The organism is Paenibacillus sp. JDR-2 (assembly GCF_000023585.1).
Taxonomy (GTDB): Bacteria; Bacillota; Bacilli; order Paenibacillales; family Paenibacillaceae; genus Pristimantibacillus.
In genome coordinates this window covers 3,411,710-3,428,519 of sequence record NC_012914.1, presented here as the reverse complement: position 1 = coordinate 3,428,519, position 16,810 = coordinate 3,411,710, and the positions used below count along the sequence as shown (strand labels likewise).

General features: G+C 49.3%; 14 protein-coding genes. 2 read left to right on the top strand and 12 right to left on the bottom strand.

Annotated features, from left to right (window positions below; genetic code table 11):
• Positions 1-129 precede the first annotated feature (129 nt).
• Positions 130-1,005, top strand: a complete 876-nt coding sequence (locus tag PJDR2_RS15100; RefSeq protein ID WP_015844575.1) for an AraC family transcriptional regulator — start codon at positions 130-132, stop codon at positions 1,003-1,005.
• On the opposite strand, the gene PJDR2_RS15095 is transcribed toward PJDR2_RS15100, so the two are convergent.
• The 8 genes from PJDR2_RS15095 to PJDR2_RS15060 all read right to left on the bottom strand — a co-directional run bounded on the left by PJDR2_RS15095 (position 989) and on the right by PJDR2_RS15060 (position 11,916).
• Positions 989-2,566, bottom strand: a complete 1,578-nt coding sequence (locus tag PJDR2_RS15095) for a hypothetical protein (protein WP_150106490.1) — start codon at positions 2,564-2,566, stop codon at positions 989-991. The genes PJDR2_RS15100 and PJDR2_RS15095 overlap by 17 nt on opposite strands.
• Before the next feature lie 18 nt (positions 2,567-2,584).
• Positions 2,585-4,369 (bottom strand): extracellular solute-binding protein, encoded by a 1,785-nt coding sequence (locus PJDR2_RS15090; RefSeq protein ID WP_015844573.1) that lies wholly within the window; start codon positions 4,367-4,369, stop codon positions 2,585-2,587.
• A gap of 38 nt (positions 4,370-4,407) precedes the next feature.
• Entirely contained in the window at positions 4,408-5,313 is a 906-nt protein-coding gene (locus tag PJDR2_RS15085) for a carbohydrate ABC transporter permease (protein ID WP_015844572.1), read from the bottom strand.
• A 19-nt stretch (positions 5,314-5,332) separates the two neighbouring features.
• The gene (locus tag PJDR2_RS15080) at positions 5,333-6,241 is read right to left on the bottom strand and encodes an ABC transporter permease (RefSeq protein ID WP_015844571.1); all 909 of its coding nucleotides are present in this window, start codon (positions 6,239-6,241) and stop codon (positions 5,333-5,335) included.
• A gap of 88 nt (positions 6,242-6,329) precedes the next feature.
• Entirely contained in the window at positions 6,330-7,964 is a 1,635-nt protein-coding gene (locus PJDR2_RS15075) for a response regulator (RefSeq protein ID WP_015844570.1), read from the bottom strand.
• Between the two features lie 14 nt (positions 7,965-7,978).
• On the bottom strand, positions 7,979-9,742 hold the full coding sequence (locus PJDR2_RS15070; RefSeq protein WP_015844569.1) for a sensor histidine kinase: 1,764 nt from the start codon (positions 9,740-9,742) through the stop codon (positions 7,979-7,981).
• A 218-nt stretch (positions 9,743-9,960) separates the two neighbouring features.
• Entirely contained in the window at positions 9,961-10,938 is a 978-nt protein-coding gene (locus tag PJDR2_RS15065) for a glycoside hydrolase family 43 protein (protein ID WP_015844568.1), read from the bottom strand.
• Positions 10,939-11,028: 90 nt separating this feature from the next.
• A complete protein-coding gene (locus PJDR2_RS15060) occupies positions 11,029-11,916 on the bottom strand; it encodes an AraC family transcriptional regulator (RefSeq protein WP_015844567.1) in 888 nt (295 codons plus the stop codon).
• A 128-nt stretch (positions 11,917-12,044) separates the two neighbouring features.
• On the opposite strand from PJDR2_RS15060, the gene PJDR2_RS15055 reads away from it, so the two are divergent.
• Positions 12,045-12,824 (top strand): phytanoyl-CoA dioxygenase family protein, encoded by a 780-nt coding sequence (locus tag PJDR2_RS15055; RefSeq protein ID WP_015844566.1) that lies wholly within the window; start codon positions 12,045-12,047, stop codon positions 12,822-12,824.
• Between the two features lie 52 nt (positions 12,825-12,876).
• Here the strand turns inward: PJDR2_RS15055 and PJDR2_RS15050 are convergent, their stop codons facing one another.
• The 4 genes from PJDR2_RS15050 to PJDR2_RS15035 all read right to left on the bottom strand — a co-directional run bounded on the left by PJDR2_RS15050 (position 12,877) and on the right by PJDR2_RS15035 (position 16,740).
• Positions 12,877-14,013, bottom strand: coding sequence for an NAD(P)/FAD-dependent oxidoreductase (locus PJDR2_RS15050; protein WP_015844565.1), 1,137 nt, complete (start codon positions 14,011-14,013; stop codon positions 12,877-12,879).
• Between the two features lie 76 nt (positions 14,014-14,089).
• A complete protein-coding gene (locus PJDR2_RS15045; protein ID WP_015844564.1) occupies positions 14,090-14,719 on the bottom strand; it encodes a class I SAM-dependent methyltransferase in 630 nt (209 codons plus the stop codon).
• A 21-nt stretch (positions 14,720-14,740) separates the two neighbouring features.
• On the bottom strand, positions 14,741-15,757 hold the full coding sequence (locus PJDR2_RS15040; RefSeq protein ID WP_015844563.1) for a potassium channel family protein: 1,017 nt from the start codon (positions 15,755-15,757) through the stop codon (positions 14,741-14,743).
• Positions 15,758-15,828: 71 nt separating this feature from the next.
• On the bottom strand, positions 15,829-16,740 hold the full coding sequence (locus tag PJDR2_RS15035; protein WP_015844562.1) for an NAD(P)/FAD-dependent oxidoreductase: 912 nt from the start codon (positions 16,738-16,740) through the stop codon (positions 15,829-15,831).
• Positions 16,741-16,810 lie beyond the last annotated feature (70 nt).

Genomic DNA, 16,810 nt, shown 5'->3' with positions numbered 1-16,810 from the left:
TTGTATGGCAAGAGAGAACGACAATCAGGGGATGATCCGGACATTTTCATAGGTGGATCTGGACATCTTGCAAACGGTTTCGTACGATAAAGATATATGGTTTTAGTCCCGTTGGAAGGAGTATGGACGATGAGCATAAAACGAAGCACCTATGTCATGTCGGCATCGTCTTTTTTCGAGCCCGGCGTACCTCTCTATGTAAACCGCGCTTACGAAAGCTTTGATATGGGTGAGCATTCGCATGAATTCGTAGAGATTACGTATGTCAGCGAAGGTGCAGGCATTCATTATATTGCCGGCGAAGCCGTACCGGTTGAGCATGGGACGTTATTTTTTATTCCCGTCGGGCAAAGCCACGTATTCCGGCCAAAAACGCCTAAGAAAGACCGGCCTCTAATCGTCTACAACTGCTTGCTGCCGGCTTCCTATTTGAGTGAATTGCGGGATGGTTTCCCTTATGCCACGGAGATTTTGGATTGTTTCGCGGATGAGGGTTTATCCTGGTTCTCTGTCAAGGATTCCACGGGAGAGTATCATGCGATGTTCCGCGAGCTCTATCAGGAGTTTGCCGCCAAACCGCCAGCTTATATGGCTGTGCTTGCCTCTCTTGTTATGCGGATATTAACCGGCCTCTATCGGCACAAGCTGCAGATTATTGCCCCGGCCGGAGACCGGCCTCAGTGGTTAAGCGTAGACGAAGCCATTGCTTTTATTGACCGTAATTACGCGTCCGAGCTTAAGCTAGGCGAACTCGCTGCCCAAGCCAAGCTTAGCGAAAGGCAGTTCAGCCGCTTATTCCGCCGGCATACCGGGATGAGCCTGATCGAATACGTACAGAGCATCCGTATGGATGCGGCATGCCGCCTCTTGACCACCCGTCATAGCAGCGTTGAAGATATCGCGGGTGCCGTCGGTTATGCGGACATGAAATTCTTCTACCGTCTGTTCAAGAAAAAAACCGGGGTTACCCCCCGGCAATATCGCGATGCTAGAATCGTAAAATAATTTCGTTTTCTAAAGCCCGGCAAGCGATGCCTCCTGTTGCTTCCGTTAGATCGCCGGACAAAAAAGCCGGAGGCTCCGTTCCGATAAACTGAACCGTGTAAGGATGCCCGTTGAATTCATACCGGATCCCGTCTAAACCAAGAGTAATATCCGGCAATTCATCCGAGTCTTCCCACACCATTTGCATTCCCCAATCCGGGCGGCTGAAGGAGAAACTGATTTTCCGTTCCGAGCAGCGGATGACGATCGTCTCTTCCCCTTCCAGACGAATCAGGATTTCAAGCTCTTCCGGCACGGATTCATCCGTTTCCATGGCTTGAACGGTCAGCGGTACGGCATGACCATCGCTGTTGAAAGCAACGGGCCGGAGCCCGGCAGGCTTGCTGCCTTTGCCCCAGCGGGCGCCGTCCACTACCGGCAGCGTATCGTAATGACTGAATTTATCGGGACAGATATCCTCTAAATACCGTTCTGCGTAACGCTCGTCGAAAAGGTGTATATCCCGAATCCACAGTTCTCCGTTATTGTTGAGCAGGTTAAACCGGTAATAACGATTGTAATACCAGACAGATTGACGGCCTTCGCTTCTCCAATCCGAAAGCGCGCTTATGGAGGAAGCCGGCGTGAGGGGATATTGTTCCTTGAACCGCCGGCCGGATTCGGCAAGTGTCTCCGCACGAACTTCCCCTTCTTGCTGGCGTGAGGCCAGCTGCTCGATTTGGTCAATCAGACCATCCTTCATTAATGCCCATCCGAATGAATTCTCCTGCCCGACCTGTGCATAACCAAAGGATACCTGTTCCTGTCTGAAGTTAACGTCGAAGAACCATCGGACCCATTCGGGAATCCCTCCTCCGCCTTCGGCCCCGGAATAGACGGGCTCCAAAGTAATGACGCTTTGCCCGTTCCCCCCAAGTCTGGCATCATATTGATAGATTGGATCGCTGCCCAGCATCCGGAATACGGGAACCGGAATCTGCAGCTCCTGCGTCTGTGCCGGCATAAAGCCATTCAGACGACTCGGATAATAGGCCTGATTATAATAACCGCCCCATAAGGTGTATCCATCAGTGCCCCATTGATCTTTGCAGTTGCATGAGGCGATTATCCCGTATTTATCCGATAAGTAGCCCAGAACATGCGCATCGAGAAACCAGGAGCCAACCGATCTCGGGTAATAGCCAAACTTAGCATGAAAGTCCTCCATCAGCACATCCGCAAGCTTTTCCCGTTCCGATGGCGTGTAACCTACGGTGAAAGCAATATGCGCATGCCAATCCCAGGCATAACGTCCCCTCCACGGAATACCCGCCTTTTCCGCCAACGGTTGAACGACCTCAAGCCATACTCCGATCTCCTGCCGTTCGTCCGCTTCGCTAAGAAGCAGCTCCGTAAAGTCAGGGTTGACCAGCGCATCGTACTGAAGCAGCCATGTTGCAGGTAAACCATGCTTCTGCACGAGAGACATTTGCTCCCTGACCGGCTCAATTAGATCAATAGGATCTCTTGGCTCTACGCCTCGGATGAAATTAATGATATTTACCCGATTAGCCTGATTCATAACGTCACTCTCCATTTATTACTCCCCTATAATAGCCGGGACGTCGCTATAGACATTACGCGGAAGCGTCTTTGTAATCTCAACGGTAATTTTGCCAGCCGGTGTTTCGCTGTAAGCCTGATAAGCTTGGTTAAACTCGGCTGTCGTCTCTTCGTCGTGACCGCGCACCTTCATCTCGTCCAGAAATTGATTGTACGCCGTCTCAAAATCCTTATCGCTCTTAGCCAGCAGCATCTTCGCGTAATATTTCAAACGAATATCCCCTTGTACCGGGCCGTATTTCTCTACGGTTCCGCCAATCGTCGGCTTAATGCGGGCTGCTTTTGGCGTCAATCCAAACGCCCCTTGCTTATGATTGATTTCCTCCGCCTCATACAGCATGGCATTATAAGCGGGCCAAGGCGATTCCATTGTTTTGATATGAGAGCTGCCTACGCTCGCAAGGTTTTTCCACCACCAGAATCCGTATTGCGTAACGCTGGCCATTCCTCCGTTATCGCCGCCCCAGAATTTAGGTCCGCGGAACACCTCGTAATTCTCGACGGCTGCCCCATCCTCCATTTTGTAAGCGCCCATACTCTCCGGACCATACTCCATGAGGACAAAGGCTTCATTGGTCTGCATCCAGTCAATCCCCTTCATTAACCGGTCCGGATCTTTAATCGCCGTGCTCAGCCCCGTTCCGTTCGTGCCGAACGGATTATAGTTTGCGTATTGGGCCAGCTTTACATTTGGAATTGCCGGAAGCTCCGTCGGATAGAACCAACCGTCCGGGAAGCCCTGTTTCTTGAGCTCGTTATAAGTAATCGCTTCAGGGATGTTATTGTTCTTCAGCGTCGTTACGTTAGGATTGTCCCATCCGCCGAACAGCATGGCGCCAAAGCGCAGATTATTGACTTTCTCCTTGAATAAATCCTTCTTCTGGAAGGAAGTCTCCGGGTCGATCAGCCCTTGCTGATTGAGATGATTAAGCCATTCAAAAGCATCCTTGAAGCCGGGCATCTCGTAATCCGGAATAACCGTTCCGTCCGGCTGCTCGTTGTATCCGTTGCCCTCGCTTCGAACGCCAAACATGGACATAACGATTTCAAGTCCCGCAAAGTTCTCACCGCCAAGCGACAACGGAATCAAATTCCGTCCTTGCTCATCCTTTAGGCCTTTGACAGCATTTAGATATTTCTCGAAACCGTCCAGCGTCTTGAGATCATCCGACGTCATGCCCGCTTTGTCCAGAATCGTATTCTGAACCCATAACCCTTGCGCATTGCCCTGCCACGCTGACGGATTATCGATGACGGGCTCGTACGCGGAAGGGACGAAGTAGATATGACCGTCGCTTGCACGCCAGTAATCGATTATCCGCTTATCGATCTTGGCCAGATTCGGGTATTCCTCCGGCTTATTGAAGTAATCATCGAGCGGAAGCAGCTTCTTCTCATTAATCAGCCGCGACCAGACGAGACTATCGGATGGCAAAATAATGGCATCGGGAAAACTGCCGCCCGCAAGCTTGAGGTTAATTTGCTGCGACAAGTCACCTCCGTTGCCGATCTCGACTTTATCCCATTGCACGCCGGTTCTTTTCATAACCTCTTGCGTTATTGGCCCATCAAGATTAATTGGCGTAGTCATTGCGGGAGCATACAAGCTGTAGTGCGTTTCTTGAACCGGGGAGGCAGAGTCCCCCTTCTGTTCGCTGTTTGGATTCCCGCCGCCGCTACTTATCGTGCAGCCCGCAGCCAACATCGCATTTACCGTAATAACAAGCGTCAATATACCGCTATTCTTCCATCTTTTATTCATCAGGAATGTCCCCCTATCGGAATAAGTTGCTTGAATCGCTACTCTTTGACGGAACCGATTAATACGCCTTTTACGAAGAACCGTTGAACAAACGGATAAACAACGAGAATAGGTAGAACGGTAATCATAATCGTTGCCATTCGAACCGACTTGGGCGTAATCGCATCCGGATTGTATAGACGGGTCTGATTCATGGTTGTCATCTGACTCGAGCTTATGACTTGACTGGCTTCAATGGTGCTGAGCATGCGCTGCAGATAGGTTGGAAGCGGCTGAAGTTGAATATCGTTAACGAAAAAAGCTCCCGTGAACCAATCGTTCCATTGCCCCACGGCAGTGAATAAGCCAAGCGCCGCAAATAACGGCATGGAGAACGGAAGCACGATATGGAAATAAATTCGCAGATACCCTCCGCCGTCAAGCTTGACCGACTCTACGACGCTTTCCGGAATCGTGTTCTGGAACGAGGTTTTCATCACGAACATATTCCAGACGCTGAACAACGATGGAATGACGTATACCCAGAAGCTGTTGATCAAATGCAGGTTCATTAACTGAATGTAATAAGGAATAAGCCCCCCGCTGAACAGCATGACTATCAGAAAAACGAAGAGAAGTTTCTGCCTGCCGGGTAATTCTCTGCGGGACAAAGAAAAAGCTACGAATGAGGTTATCAGAAGAGAGCCCGCTGTACCGATAATGGTACGCTGCACCGTAATCCAGAAGGCATTCAGGATGGTAATATCGGATAACATGACGCGGTAATTATCCAAGGTAAATACTCGAGGCAGCCAGTAAATGCCGCCCATGCCGGCGTCTCTTCCTTCGTTAAGGGAGAGAATCAGAATGTACCAGAACGGATAAACGCATAGGAATGCAAAGATGGTCAAGAGAACCGCATTTCCTATCGTAAAAGCCCTTTCTCCAAATGTTGACCGTTCCATCTCTCTATCTTCACCCTTTCTACCATAAGCTGTCTCCGCCCATACGCTTGGATAACATATTGCACACGATGAGCAGCACCGTCGAGATAATGCTCATAACGAGTCCAATAGCCGTTGTCTCGGAATATTGAGCTTGTCCGATACCAAGACGAAGCACATACGTATCAATAACTTCCGCAACTCCCATATTGGCCGGATTAATCATGGCGTAGATTTGGTCGATTCCGACGCTAAGCAAGCTCGGAACGGTTAGAATGAGTACGATGGATATGATCGGTACGATACCGGGAATAGTGATGTAGCGCATCTGAGCGAAACGTCCTGCCCCATCCATGACAGCCGCCTCGTAAAGCACTGGATTAATGCCTGAAATAGCGGCCAAATAAAGAATCGTTCCCCAGCCAATTTCCTTCCACATGCTGCTTGCGACAAAGATGGGACGAAACCAAGTCTCCGAGCCCATAAAAGCGACCGGATCCATTCCGAAGGTTCGCAGCAGGGAATTGGCGCCGCCTCCGTCGATGGACAAGAAAGCATCCAGAAATCCAATTACGACGATCCACGATACAAAATGCGGTAGATAACTGAGCGATTGCACCATTCGCTTAAAACGGACGGCTCTAACTTCGTTGATAAGCAAAGCAAAAACGATTGTGGTTGGAAAAACAAACAGCAACCGAAGAAAGGTGAGCAATAGCGTATTGCCCGTCGCTTTCCAGAAGTCATGACTCGCCGCAAACTCTTTAAAGTTTTGCAGGCCAATCCACGGACTATTCCAGATGCCGCCGCTGAAGCCGTAATCCCGAAACGCGATTTGAAGTCCCAACATCGGAATGTAATTAAACAAAACGACTAACGCGATGCCGGGCAGCAAAATGACGTACAGCGGCAGGTAGCCCTTTTGCTTGATCATCCACAGGCGGTTCATGGGTTCATCTCCTCTCTCTCTTCCTATTTCCCTTCCTACTAAAACTATAGAGAAAGGCTAAAGCGCTTACAATTATCCTGAGACGCTATTAATTCTGTTCTCGCACGATTCGGGAGTAACCGTGAAGATCCCGGTACTCTTTCGGGCTGAGACCAGTCATCCTCTTGAATAAACCGGTAAAATAGCCCATGTTCTGATAACCGATTTGATCCGCAACTTCGTACAGCTTAAATTCAGGATTCTTCAGCATGTCCTTGGCTCTCTGAATACGAATTCGTATTAATTGATCGGTGAAGGATTCACCCAGCTCGGTTCTGAAGAGAGCACCCAAATAATTGGGGCTTAAAAATACCGACTCCGCAACAGAACGAAGCGATAAATTCTCCTTATAATGCGCACACATATATTCAATCGCTTTCTGTACGACGATCTGAGCGTGACTCATTCTCCGGTCCGCGATAAACTCGCTGATTTCTTTTATAATCCGAATGGTTTCCTGCAGCAGCTCACGCTCCTCCCGGCATAAGAGAAGCTGTTCCCATAACTTTTGCTCTGAACCGAACTGACGGTTTGCTTCGCCAATATCCGAGGCAACTTGGTAAGCCCTGCTGGTAAGATGCATGCAGAAGCTTCTTAATTCCGCGCCATGCATCTGCAGATTCCCTGTAATTGTGCTAAGCAGCTCTCCCAGCAGGCTTAAGCTGTTCTGAATATCTCCAGCCCCAAGCATCTCTATCAAATCAGCCGTTAATTCTTCCAGGCTCTTCACCCTGCCTGCTCCTTGCTCCAATAGCTGCTTCCAGCAATATACTCTCTCTTCCCCGCCGAAAAGCTGTAAATTCGCCGCTCTTTGGGCGAGACGAAAACTCTCGCTTAATTGATTCACCTCCGCGACAGGCGGTCCGATTCCAATTCGGGAATTACAGCTATCCCACCTTTCCATCTCCGCGCAAAGCCGCTCAATGCTTCGGGTAGTTTCCTGCTCGAATTTGTCTAGTTCCGTATTATTTCGCAAAATAAGGATCAAGTTGCCACGCTGCGATGTTGTCATTAACTCCAGATTGGAACCAAAAGCTGCCTCTGCCGCTTCTTTTAGCAAATTCCTGTTACGGCTCACCTCATCCTCCACCGCTATAACTTCTACTCGGCCGGATGGATCGTTTATTGTCAGAACACGCCGATGCCCCTCAGCGATGAACAGCTCAAATGCCATTGCTCTCTTGCGGATCGCCTCCTCGCCAACAATAAGTCCATGCAATATTTCTTGGAGCAATTGCTCCTGCGCAATCGGCTTATAGACCTCGATCTGCTCCTTCATTTGCAGCTCTTCCCTGCTCCTAAGCCTCTTTGATTGCTCTTCCCGGCAGATTCGCTCCAGTATCGCATGCAGTTCCTCGAATATGACCGGTTTAACGAGAAAAGCATCCACGCCGATATCCAGAGCCGTTTTGGCATATTGAAACTCCTCATAGCCCGTGACCATAATTATGCGAACACCCGGATTGATTTTTCTCATGCGGGATGACAGCTCAAGGCCGTCTATGCCGAGCAGGCGAATGTCCGTAATCAGCAAATCGGGAGCATTCCGCATAGCTCCTTCTATTGCTTCATCCGCGCCTTCCCAGTCACCGGTTACGCGCATTTGGTATTGCTCCCACGCCACATGCTTTACAATGGAGCGGCGCTGCCGTTCCTCGTCGTCGACTACAAATACGTTAATCAAGATGATCCCCCCATTTAACTAGCTTCTGTGCGATGGTTTCTATCTTGCGGAATATGCAAGCATACCTTGGTTCCTTCTCCCGGCGCGCTTTGAATATCCATATAAAAAGCTTCACCATAGTGGCGCTTTAAACGTTCGTTCACGTTGTAAACTCCGAATCCGCCGTTGTCATTGGCTCCATTCGCATTGCTCAACAAGCGCTCCAGCTGTTCACTCTCCATGCCTGATCCGTTATCGGCTATCGTGACGCATAACGTATTCCGAATCATGGAAGCGGATAACGTTAAGCAGCCGCGACCTCCTGTATGGACGAAGGCATGAAGCAAAGCATTCTCCACAATGGGCTGCAGCGTGATTTTCACGATGTGGCAAAAAAGCGTCTCCTCCTCCAATTCAAATACAACGTTTAGCCTTCCGGGATATCGCGATTTATGAATCTCCAAATATGCTTTGACATGCTCCAGTTCTTCCGAGAATGATAAAATGTCGACCCCTCGATTCAAGGCTAGCCTGAAAAACCTGGCTAGGTCGTCAACCGTACGGCTAATTTCGGAGGATCCGACGTCCATCGCCATGCTCTTGACCAGGGCAAGCGTGTTATACAGAAAATGGGGATTAATCTGAGCTTGAAGTAAATTCAGCTTCTCCCTTTCGGCCCGGCTCCTCGCCTCGGAAATGTCTCCGAGCGATTGCTCCAGGCGAATAGACATGTTATTGAACTCCTCTTCAAGATCGGCCAGCTCATCCTTGCTATGTACCTTGATCGTTAAGCCCATATCGCCACTTCGTACCCTTCTCATGCTTCGGATAAGGAAATTAAGTCTCTTGGTTGTTCTTAATCCGAAACCGGCAAGCACGGTGACAGTTAAAACAACGAACAAAATGCTGACAGCTACTGCCGCTTTCTTGACCAATTGAAGCTTCTGCCATAATTCCTCCTGGCTCACGACGGTCACGACCTTCCACCCGAGACTATTCGTCTCGTAAACGACAAGGCTCTTCGACCCGTTTATTTTCGCCCGGTACCAACCATGCTTTGCCTCGTAAACCTTGCTCAGGTATGCGGGCTGCAGACTGTCCTCCTTGCCTTGTTCATTCAGATAATCCGCCAGTACTTTCCCCTTATCGTCCAGAACGATAAATCCGCCTTTTTTGCTTGCCAACGGATTTGTAACTTGATCAAACAACGCCCGGTTTGTCACTTCAACATGGATGAATCCGTATTTCTCATTCGATAAATAATCCACGAGCCATTTACTGATATACAGCGTAGGCTCGGAATAATCATCCTTCCAGTTGAAATGCCAGTAGAAGGACTGGTTCGCTTCCTTCATATCGGAATACCATTCTTCCTTCTCCGCTCTCTGCAGATTAAGTACCGTTCCGCCATCCTCGTGCAGGGTAGCATTTGTCTTATAGAATTGGATAGTCTTCATCGGAAAATAGGACCTGATCCGGTTTACCGCCGCATTCATTTGCTGGAGACCCATCACTTCTTCTTCGAGTGACTGATAGTTTTGCGTAAGCGTGGTCGTAATTCCGGAATCAAGCGACAACTGCATCAGGATATTCTGATAGCCAATGATTCGGTATTCGATATTCTCGTTCAGCTGATACACGACTTCCTCCAGCATCTCACGTCCTTCCTTCTGGGCAAGCGACAGGCTGGCCGAGAACAAATAATAACCGATGATCAAAACGGGAAAGATTAGAAACAAAATGACAATGACGATGAGCTTGTGCAAGAGCCTAACCCTGTTCCAATAGCTTGCGATCATATCTTATCCCCCGATGACGATTAGAGTCTGAATCCATATCCACCATTATTCTAGGACAAACGGTATTTTCCAATATGCTAATCAGCCTAATGAACGCTCGACATTGGAAGACGCATTTTCTTGATAATTGTCGAAAAAGCGCATGATTGGGGTGGAACAAAAAAAAACGCCTGCTTCGATTTCACTCGATAGCAGGCGTTTTTAGGAATGGAATTATTTTATGATTGTTTGATCCGGAACGAATCCCCGTCATCCACCGCATCATACAGCTTGCAGCGGGAATCGGGCATCTTGAACGGAGAGTGGAGAATCAGCTTCCATTCCCCGTCAAAAGTCTGGAAGAACATGCCATGACCGCTGTCATCAAAGACAAGCGGCTCCAGCTGCTCCCACGGTCCTTCCAGCTTGCCGGTTGTCGACCTTGCAATTGTCTGGACGTAGCTGCCTTTATCGTAAGTCGACCATAACATGACGAGGCGGTTGTCCTTCGTTCGGTACAACTGACAGCCGTCCGTCACATAGACGGAACTTGAACCGTCTTCTTTATGCTCGCCATTATCCCATGGAGCTTCCGAGCCGTTAAATAAATGAATAGGATCCGATGCCCGGTCGGACAGATCATCGGTTAACCGAACCGCTTCAACGGTTCCGTCCGCCGTCTGCACCCACTCATGACAATAGACCATCCAAGGCGTTCCTTCTTCGTCTATATACAAGGAGCCGTCCAGCGTCATATGCTCTTCCGGCGGAACCGGAGCATTCCGCTTAATGATCTCGAATGGTCCTTCCAGTGAATCGGAAACAGCGATAACGGACCCGCGCCATTGAAGCGGATAACCGCCGTTCCCCTGTCCTTCGAGCTTCTTGTCGTTATTATGTAAAGTAACAAAGAGATAATACCGGCCGTTATAGGCATGAACCTCCGGCGCCCACGCGCCATGCTTTGGATTCGCCCATATTCCGTCCGGAATCGTAAACACCACGTACGGACCTTCCCAGCTGACGAGATCCTTGCTTTTATAAGCGAGTACGCCATAACGGTCCATCCCATGAATTCTCGGGCCTCCGCCGGTATACAAATAATAGGTTTCCGCAGTCTTATCCGCTACTATAAACGGATCATGTGCCGGAATATCGGAAAGCAAGTGACCTGTACTTGGGTTTGCAATGTCTGAAGCCGAGTTATACGCGTTCATATCAACAATCCCTTCCTATTGGTTGTAATCCCTATGAACAATTCTGTATCGCACCGGTTATTCCTTTTAATGGGACTCAAGTTTTAAAAGTTAATCCAGATGCTGTCTCCTGTATTCGCCGGGCGGCATCCCCATCTGTTCCGTAAATACGTTCGTAAAATAATGAACGGATTGAAACCCGGAATCCGCCGCTATTTCCTTCAGCGAAGCTAGAGAGGTTTTTAATAGAATCTCCGCATGCTTTAACCGCTCATTACGCAAATAAGACAGGAACGTGTCTCCACCGTCCATCTGAAACAAACGGGACAGCTGCCTGGTCGACAGATTCATATAATCCGCAACCTCCTCAATCTTAAGCGGCCGGGAGAGATTATCTCTAATGTATTGCTTAGACTGACGCAGAACCGCATAACGGGTTGAATCCGTCGACCTGGCCGGGCTCGGCGAGGAGACATTGCCCTCCTGACCAAACGGCTGGACCAGACTCGTGAGCAGGATGCCTGCCATCATGGTCAGATCCTCGATTTCATTGTATGGCTGGCAGGAAGCATGATGGTACAACCCAAGCCAGTAATGGATAGACCTTGTATAGTCGGCATTTTTAAATACCACATTGCCCGACTCCAGATTACGGCCATAGCGGCGGAAATCTTCTTCGCGCGAACCCTCCGGATCAAGCTCGTAGGCCACATACATGAGCCCCACCCCGTTCTCGCTGCGGATCTGATGCCAGACACCCGGCCGGGATACGAACAACGTCCCCGCCTCAAGACCGTATACGGTATCCTCATCCTGGTATTCGCCCTCGCCTGACAACACGTAGCAGACTTCATAGTAAGAATGCTTATGAATGTGGTTGCTGTAATGCTGCGGTCGCAAGTCCCAGTAGTGGACCTTAAAGCCAAGTCCGCTTGCCTTGCATTTCGTGAGCATTTCGTTTAAAAAACGGATGCCGTTTTCAAAGGCCTCTATATTCATCTCTTCACATCCTGGCGTAAATTCTTAAAAGGATGGCTTTTTTAGCTAAATACACCTGATGCCAATAATCCTATAATCAGAGTATAAGTAATCGCTTACCAATCAATCAAGCAGAGGAGCGAATAAAATTGATTACTCAAAACGATGTAGAATTTTACAAAGAAAATGGCTATCTGTTAGTCCAAGGTTTATTCTCGCAGCAAGAGGTTGAAGACATGAGAAAGGCCATTGACGGCATTCTGAACCGTGCCGCTCAATCGAAGTTTGACTCTAACGCAGCCTGGCAAGGCGACTACCTTCCTCCGGAGCAGCTGAAGAAGCTTGTTTTGAAAGGCTTCCATGACGTTCAATACCATGATGCGGCATTCATGCGCGCGGCTATCCATCCGAATATGGCTGCTATTTTGTCCCAATTGATTGGTCCTAACGTTCAACTGCACCATAGCAAAATGCTTGTTAAGCCGCCTGAAAACGGCGCCGCTTTCCCTCTGCACCAGGACGCGCCTTACTTCCCGCATGCAAGCCACACCATGCTGGCGGCAAGCGTTCACTTGGATGACGCCGACATGGAGAATGGCTGTCTCTGCGTTATTCCGGGCACGCATAAGAACGGCATGATGCCGCATGTCGGACGCCATTACCTCGATCACCGGGAATATCCGATCTCGATGGCGACGCCTTGCCCAGCCAAAGCCGGCGATGTTCTCTTCTTCAACTATTTGACGGTTCACGGCTCGGACGTTAACCGCAGTACCCGCAACCGCCGCAACGTTCTTTTCCAATATCGCGATCCGATGGATGTCCCAACGATAGACACGCATGTCAACTGGGGACAAGGCCTTATGATATGCGGCGAAAACCCGACCTACCGCGAATATCACGCGAACCATACCCTTCAAGCGAAATAAAAATAAAACGCAAAAAAGGCAGTCCCTCGGACTGCCTTTCCTCTATTTTCCTCTATTCGGCGCTAGGCTCCCCCAGTGCTTTACGCACCTCATAAAGAGCCGGATCAATTTCTAGTTCCATCCCCAAAGCGAGCTTCGCAAGCTGGCTCCCGATAAACGGACCGGCCGTTAAGCCTGAAGCGCCTAATCCATTGCCCGCAAGAAGATTATCCCAACCCGGAACGGCTCCAAACACCGGCAGGAAATCTGCCGTAAAAGGCCGGAAGCCGACGCGCATCTCCAGGAATGTACTGTTTGCAAGCTCCGGAGCAAGAGTTAGGCCTTTATTTAATACCTCTTGCATACCTCCAGGCGTTACCCGCGTATCATAACCGGTAATATCGTTCTCGTGAGTCGCCCCAATGACGATTCGCTGCTCGTCAAAGCCAAGAAGGTACTGATCCGTAGGCGGCATAATAACTGGCCAGCTGCCCGTCTGATACTCTCTGTTTAGCAGCTCCACATGCATGATTTGAGCTTTCTGGTAGTTGACTTGGAAATCCAGCCCAAGAGGCTGCAGCAAAGCTCCTGCCCAAGCTCCGGCGCATACGACAACCTTGTCTGCCCCATAGAAAGTCGAACCTATCATTACGCCTGTAACCCTGCTCGTCTCGAATGCCATTCTAGCGTCACCGAAAATAAATTCCGCCCCGTTCCGAATCGCCGAACGGATAAGCGCATCGCGAAGCGCCCGGCCGTCCACCCGCGCAGCTCCGCCGATATGAACGGAAGAATAGCCTTCCGCGAGCAGCGGGAACCGCTCCCTTGTCGCGTTCTCGTCAAGGGAAGTTATACTGCCGATTTCCGGCGCGTCTTGCCGCTTGGCGTAAGCACGCTCCGACATTTTTGCGATTTTATCCGGATCCGCATGTATGCTGAGGGCACCTACCCGGGCGTACCCGGTATCGGTCTCCCCTTCTGCTTCCAATTCCGCGATTAACGCCGGGTAATAACGCGCTCCGCCTTTGACCAGCTCGTACCAGGCTTTATTCCGTCTTTGCGACAGCCATGGACAGATGATGCCGGCCGCGGCATCCGTAGCTTGTCCCTTGTCTTTGCGATCTATAATCAGAACCTCGGCACCGGACTTCGCCAATTGGTAAGCCGTCGATGCGCCAAGAATCCCCGCTCCAATAACGATAACCTTCATGAATACACTCCTTCCACCTTATCTATTATAACGGTCTGCAAAATAAAAACGACAGCGAAGGCTGCCGTTTCGTACGTCATTTATCTTTTTGACATTTTATCATGATAAATTTAAAAGAAGGTTTATTGAGAGCGTGTTTGTTAGGCTCTTCAATTTCGGATATTTCGAACAGCCCGTAATGCCCGAACTCTTGCCGAACCGAGTCAGTATCGTAAAAGAACATCTTGAGATCTTCCATGATCTCATAATAGTCCTTGTCCAGCTGTTTACCCTTTCCGAACATCGGAGCATCCTTGGATATCGTAGTGAAAACCATATAACCGCCCGGTTTTAACTGGTTGTAGCAATCCTTGATAAACTTTTCTCGCTCCTCACGATTCAGTAGATGAATAAGCGCATAACTGTATACCCCGTCATACCGCTTGTTATCGAAAGGCATTTCCGCTACTGAACCATGAAAGATCGGAATGGGCAATCCGGCTTCTTTTGCCAGGTTAATGGCCGTCCCGGAAATCTCGATCCCCGTTACTTGTATGCCATTGTCTGTAAAAATCTTTGCGTTTCTCCCATACCCGATACCGGGTATTAAGATATCCTTCACGTTCTTTTCAAGGAAAAAATCCTTTGTCAGAATTGAAGAGTCGGAAGGTTCAAAGCCCCACATCGTCTGATTCTCAACAAAGCTTGCTTCCCAAAATTCAGTCATTCCTCAATCTCCTTATAACTTCTAGGTTGTCAGCAGCTTCCGGTAGGTCAGCTCATCCGATACGACGTATAATCTCGCATCCGGCGGAATCGGATCGTTTAGTTTGCGGTTTATGCCAAGATCCCCCCGATCGGACAGGAGCGTTGCGCCATACTCCAATGTACCCTGGAAGGCATCCTTATAGGTTTTCCATTCCGGTCTGACCGGAATTTCATAAATATCGTCTCCCACTTCACGCCGGATTAACTGGTTAATGATTTCCGAGCTTCCTTGCTGAAGCGCAGCCCGGACAGCCAGCCTTGAGACGGCATCGTAGGATAGTACAAAATCATTGACATGTACATGCCGGAAATTTTTCGTATTCTTCTCCTGCGTTATCTCCACCGTTGTGTGGATAGCGGGATGGAGCCGTTCGATACTGGAGGCAATCAACAGCGTCTTGCCGTCCGCAAGCGCAGGCTCGTCGATCCGCGTATCCGCGAATATAATAACGGCCTTCGCCTGTTTGAGCATCGCCTTCTCCAGTATTTCTTCCGAGGAAGGGTCCCCGCTTATAAAATGAATCTCGGGACGGCCTGTTACGGGATGCTTATCGGATTCATCGATTACAACGATATGAGAGGTTGGCGAGAAGGACAGAATCTCTTCAATCGCATATTGGGCTTTCTTGCTCCAATTAATGAGGATGATGTGATCTTTTCCGTGAAAATTCAATTCCCCTGCCTCCCAATGTTTATAAACCGTTGATAAGAGATCGATGATTTTGCCGATAACCAAGCTGAGCAGACCGATGCCGAATACATAAATAAACAAAGTAAAGATTTTACCCCATACGGTTTTCGCGAAATAATCGCCGTACCCAACCGTCGCCATCGTGGTCATAACCCAATAAAGCGCGTTAAACCAAGTATGAAAGGTCGTTGGCTCAATGGCGTATGCAATAGTGGCGCTGCCGAATACAAAGGCGATGACCACAATGAAGATGGTTCGTTTGGGTACCCGCAGCACCTTCATCATTGTCCTCAAAAAGAAAGGCAAAACGCAGTCCTCCTCCGGATAAATTGGAAATCGTTATCCCGAAAGTATTCGGCAAGGAGAATAAAAACCCTTTACAGCACCTTCCAATTCTCTTCCGTCAGATCCGCCATCACGGCCATAGCCGCCTTGCTGCCCGAAGCAGCGGCATAAATCAATTGCGAAGGCATTACATAAGCGGTATCACCCGCGGCATACACGCCTTCAGCCGTCGTTTTCCCCATCTCATTCGTCATAATCGCTCCGGTGTCACTCGTCTCATATCCTAATGCCTCTCTAAAGTCGAGGTTTGGAATCTGAGCCGGATCAATGAAGCCCCCGCTGCGTTCAATTGAAGTACCGTCCGTAAAATAAACCCGCTCCAGCATGCCGTTTTGGCCGGACAAAGACGAGATTGGCGTATCGATAACGGTAATCCCCCTTGCTGCAAGCTGCTCACGCTGTTCAGCATCCAGAGCTGCTGCCGTGCCGTTCGTGCATACGATACAGTCGCGGCTCCAGTTCTGAAGCAGCTTGACTTTATGGAAGGCATGCGGTTGATCCGAGATGATGACCAGCGCTTGATCTCTTAACTCCCAGCCGTCGCAGAAGGGGCAGGCGAATAGGCTTTTCCCGTAATAATCCTTGATGTCTTTAATCTCCGGCAGTTGCTCCCTTAGTCCTCCCGACAAGATGATTTTGCCCGCTTGAACCTCTTCTCCTGCCGAAGTGTAAATGACGAATCCATCTTCCGACCTCCTGATATCCGTCACAGCAATCTCCAAATGCTTAACCGTCGGGTAACCAAGTACTTCTTCATAAGCAATACGCCGGAATTCCGCCGGTTTAACTCCGTCCCTCGTAATAAATCCGTGTGAAGCATGCGTTACCCTGTTCCTTGGCTGCGCGTTGTCGAATATGGCAACCGTCTTTCTTGCCCTGCCCAGCACAAGTGCTGCGTTTAGGCCCGCCGGCCCGCCTCCGATAATGGCAACATCGTATCTCATAAATGAATAATCCTCCTTGTCAATGTCTTTCATAGACTTTATAGACTCATAATGTCTGTAATTAAGATAA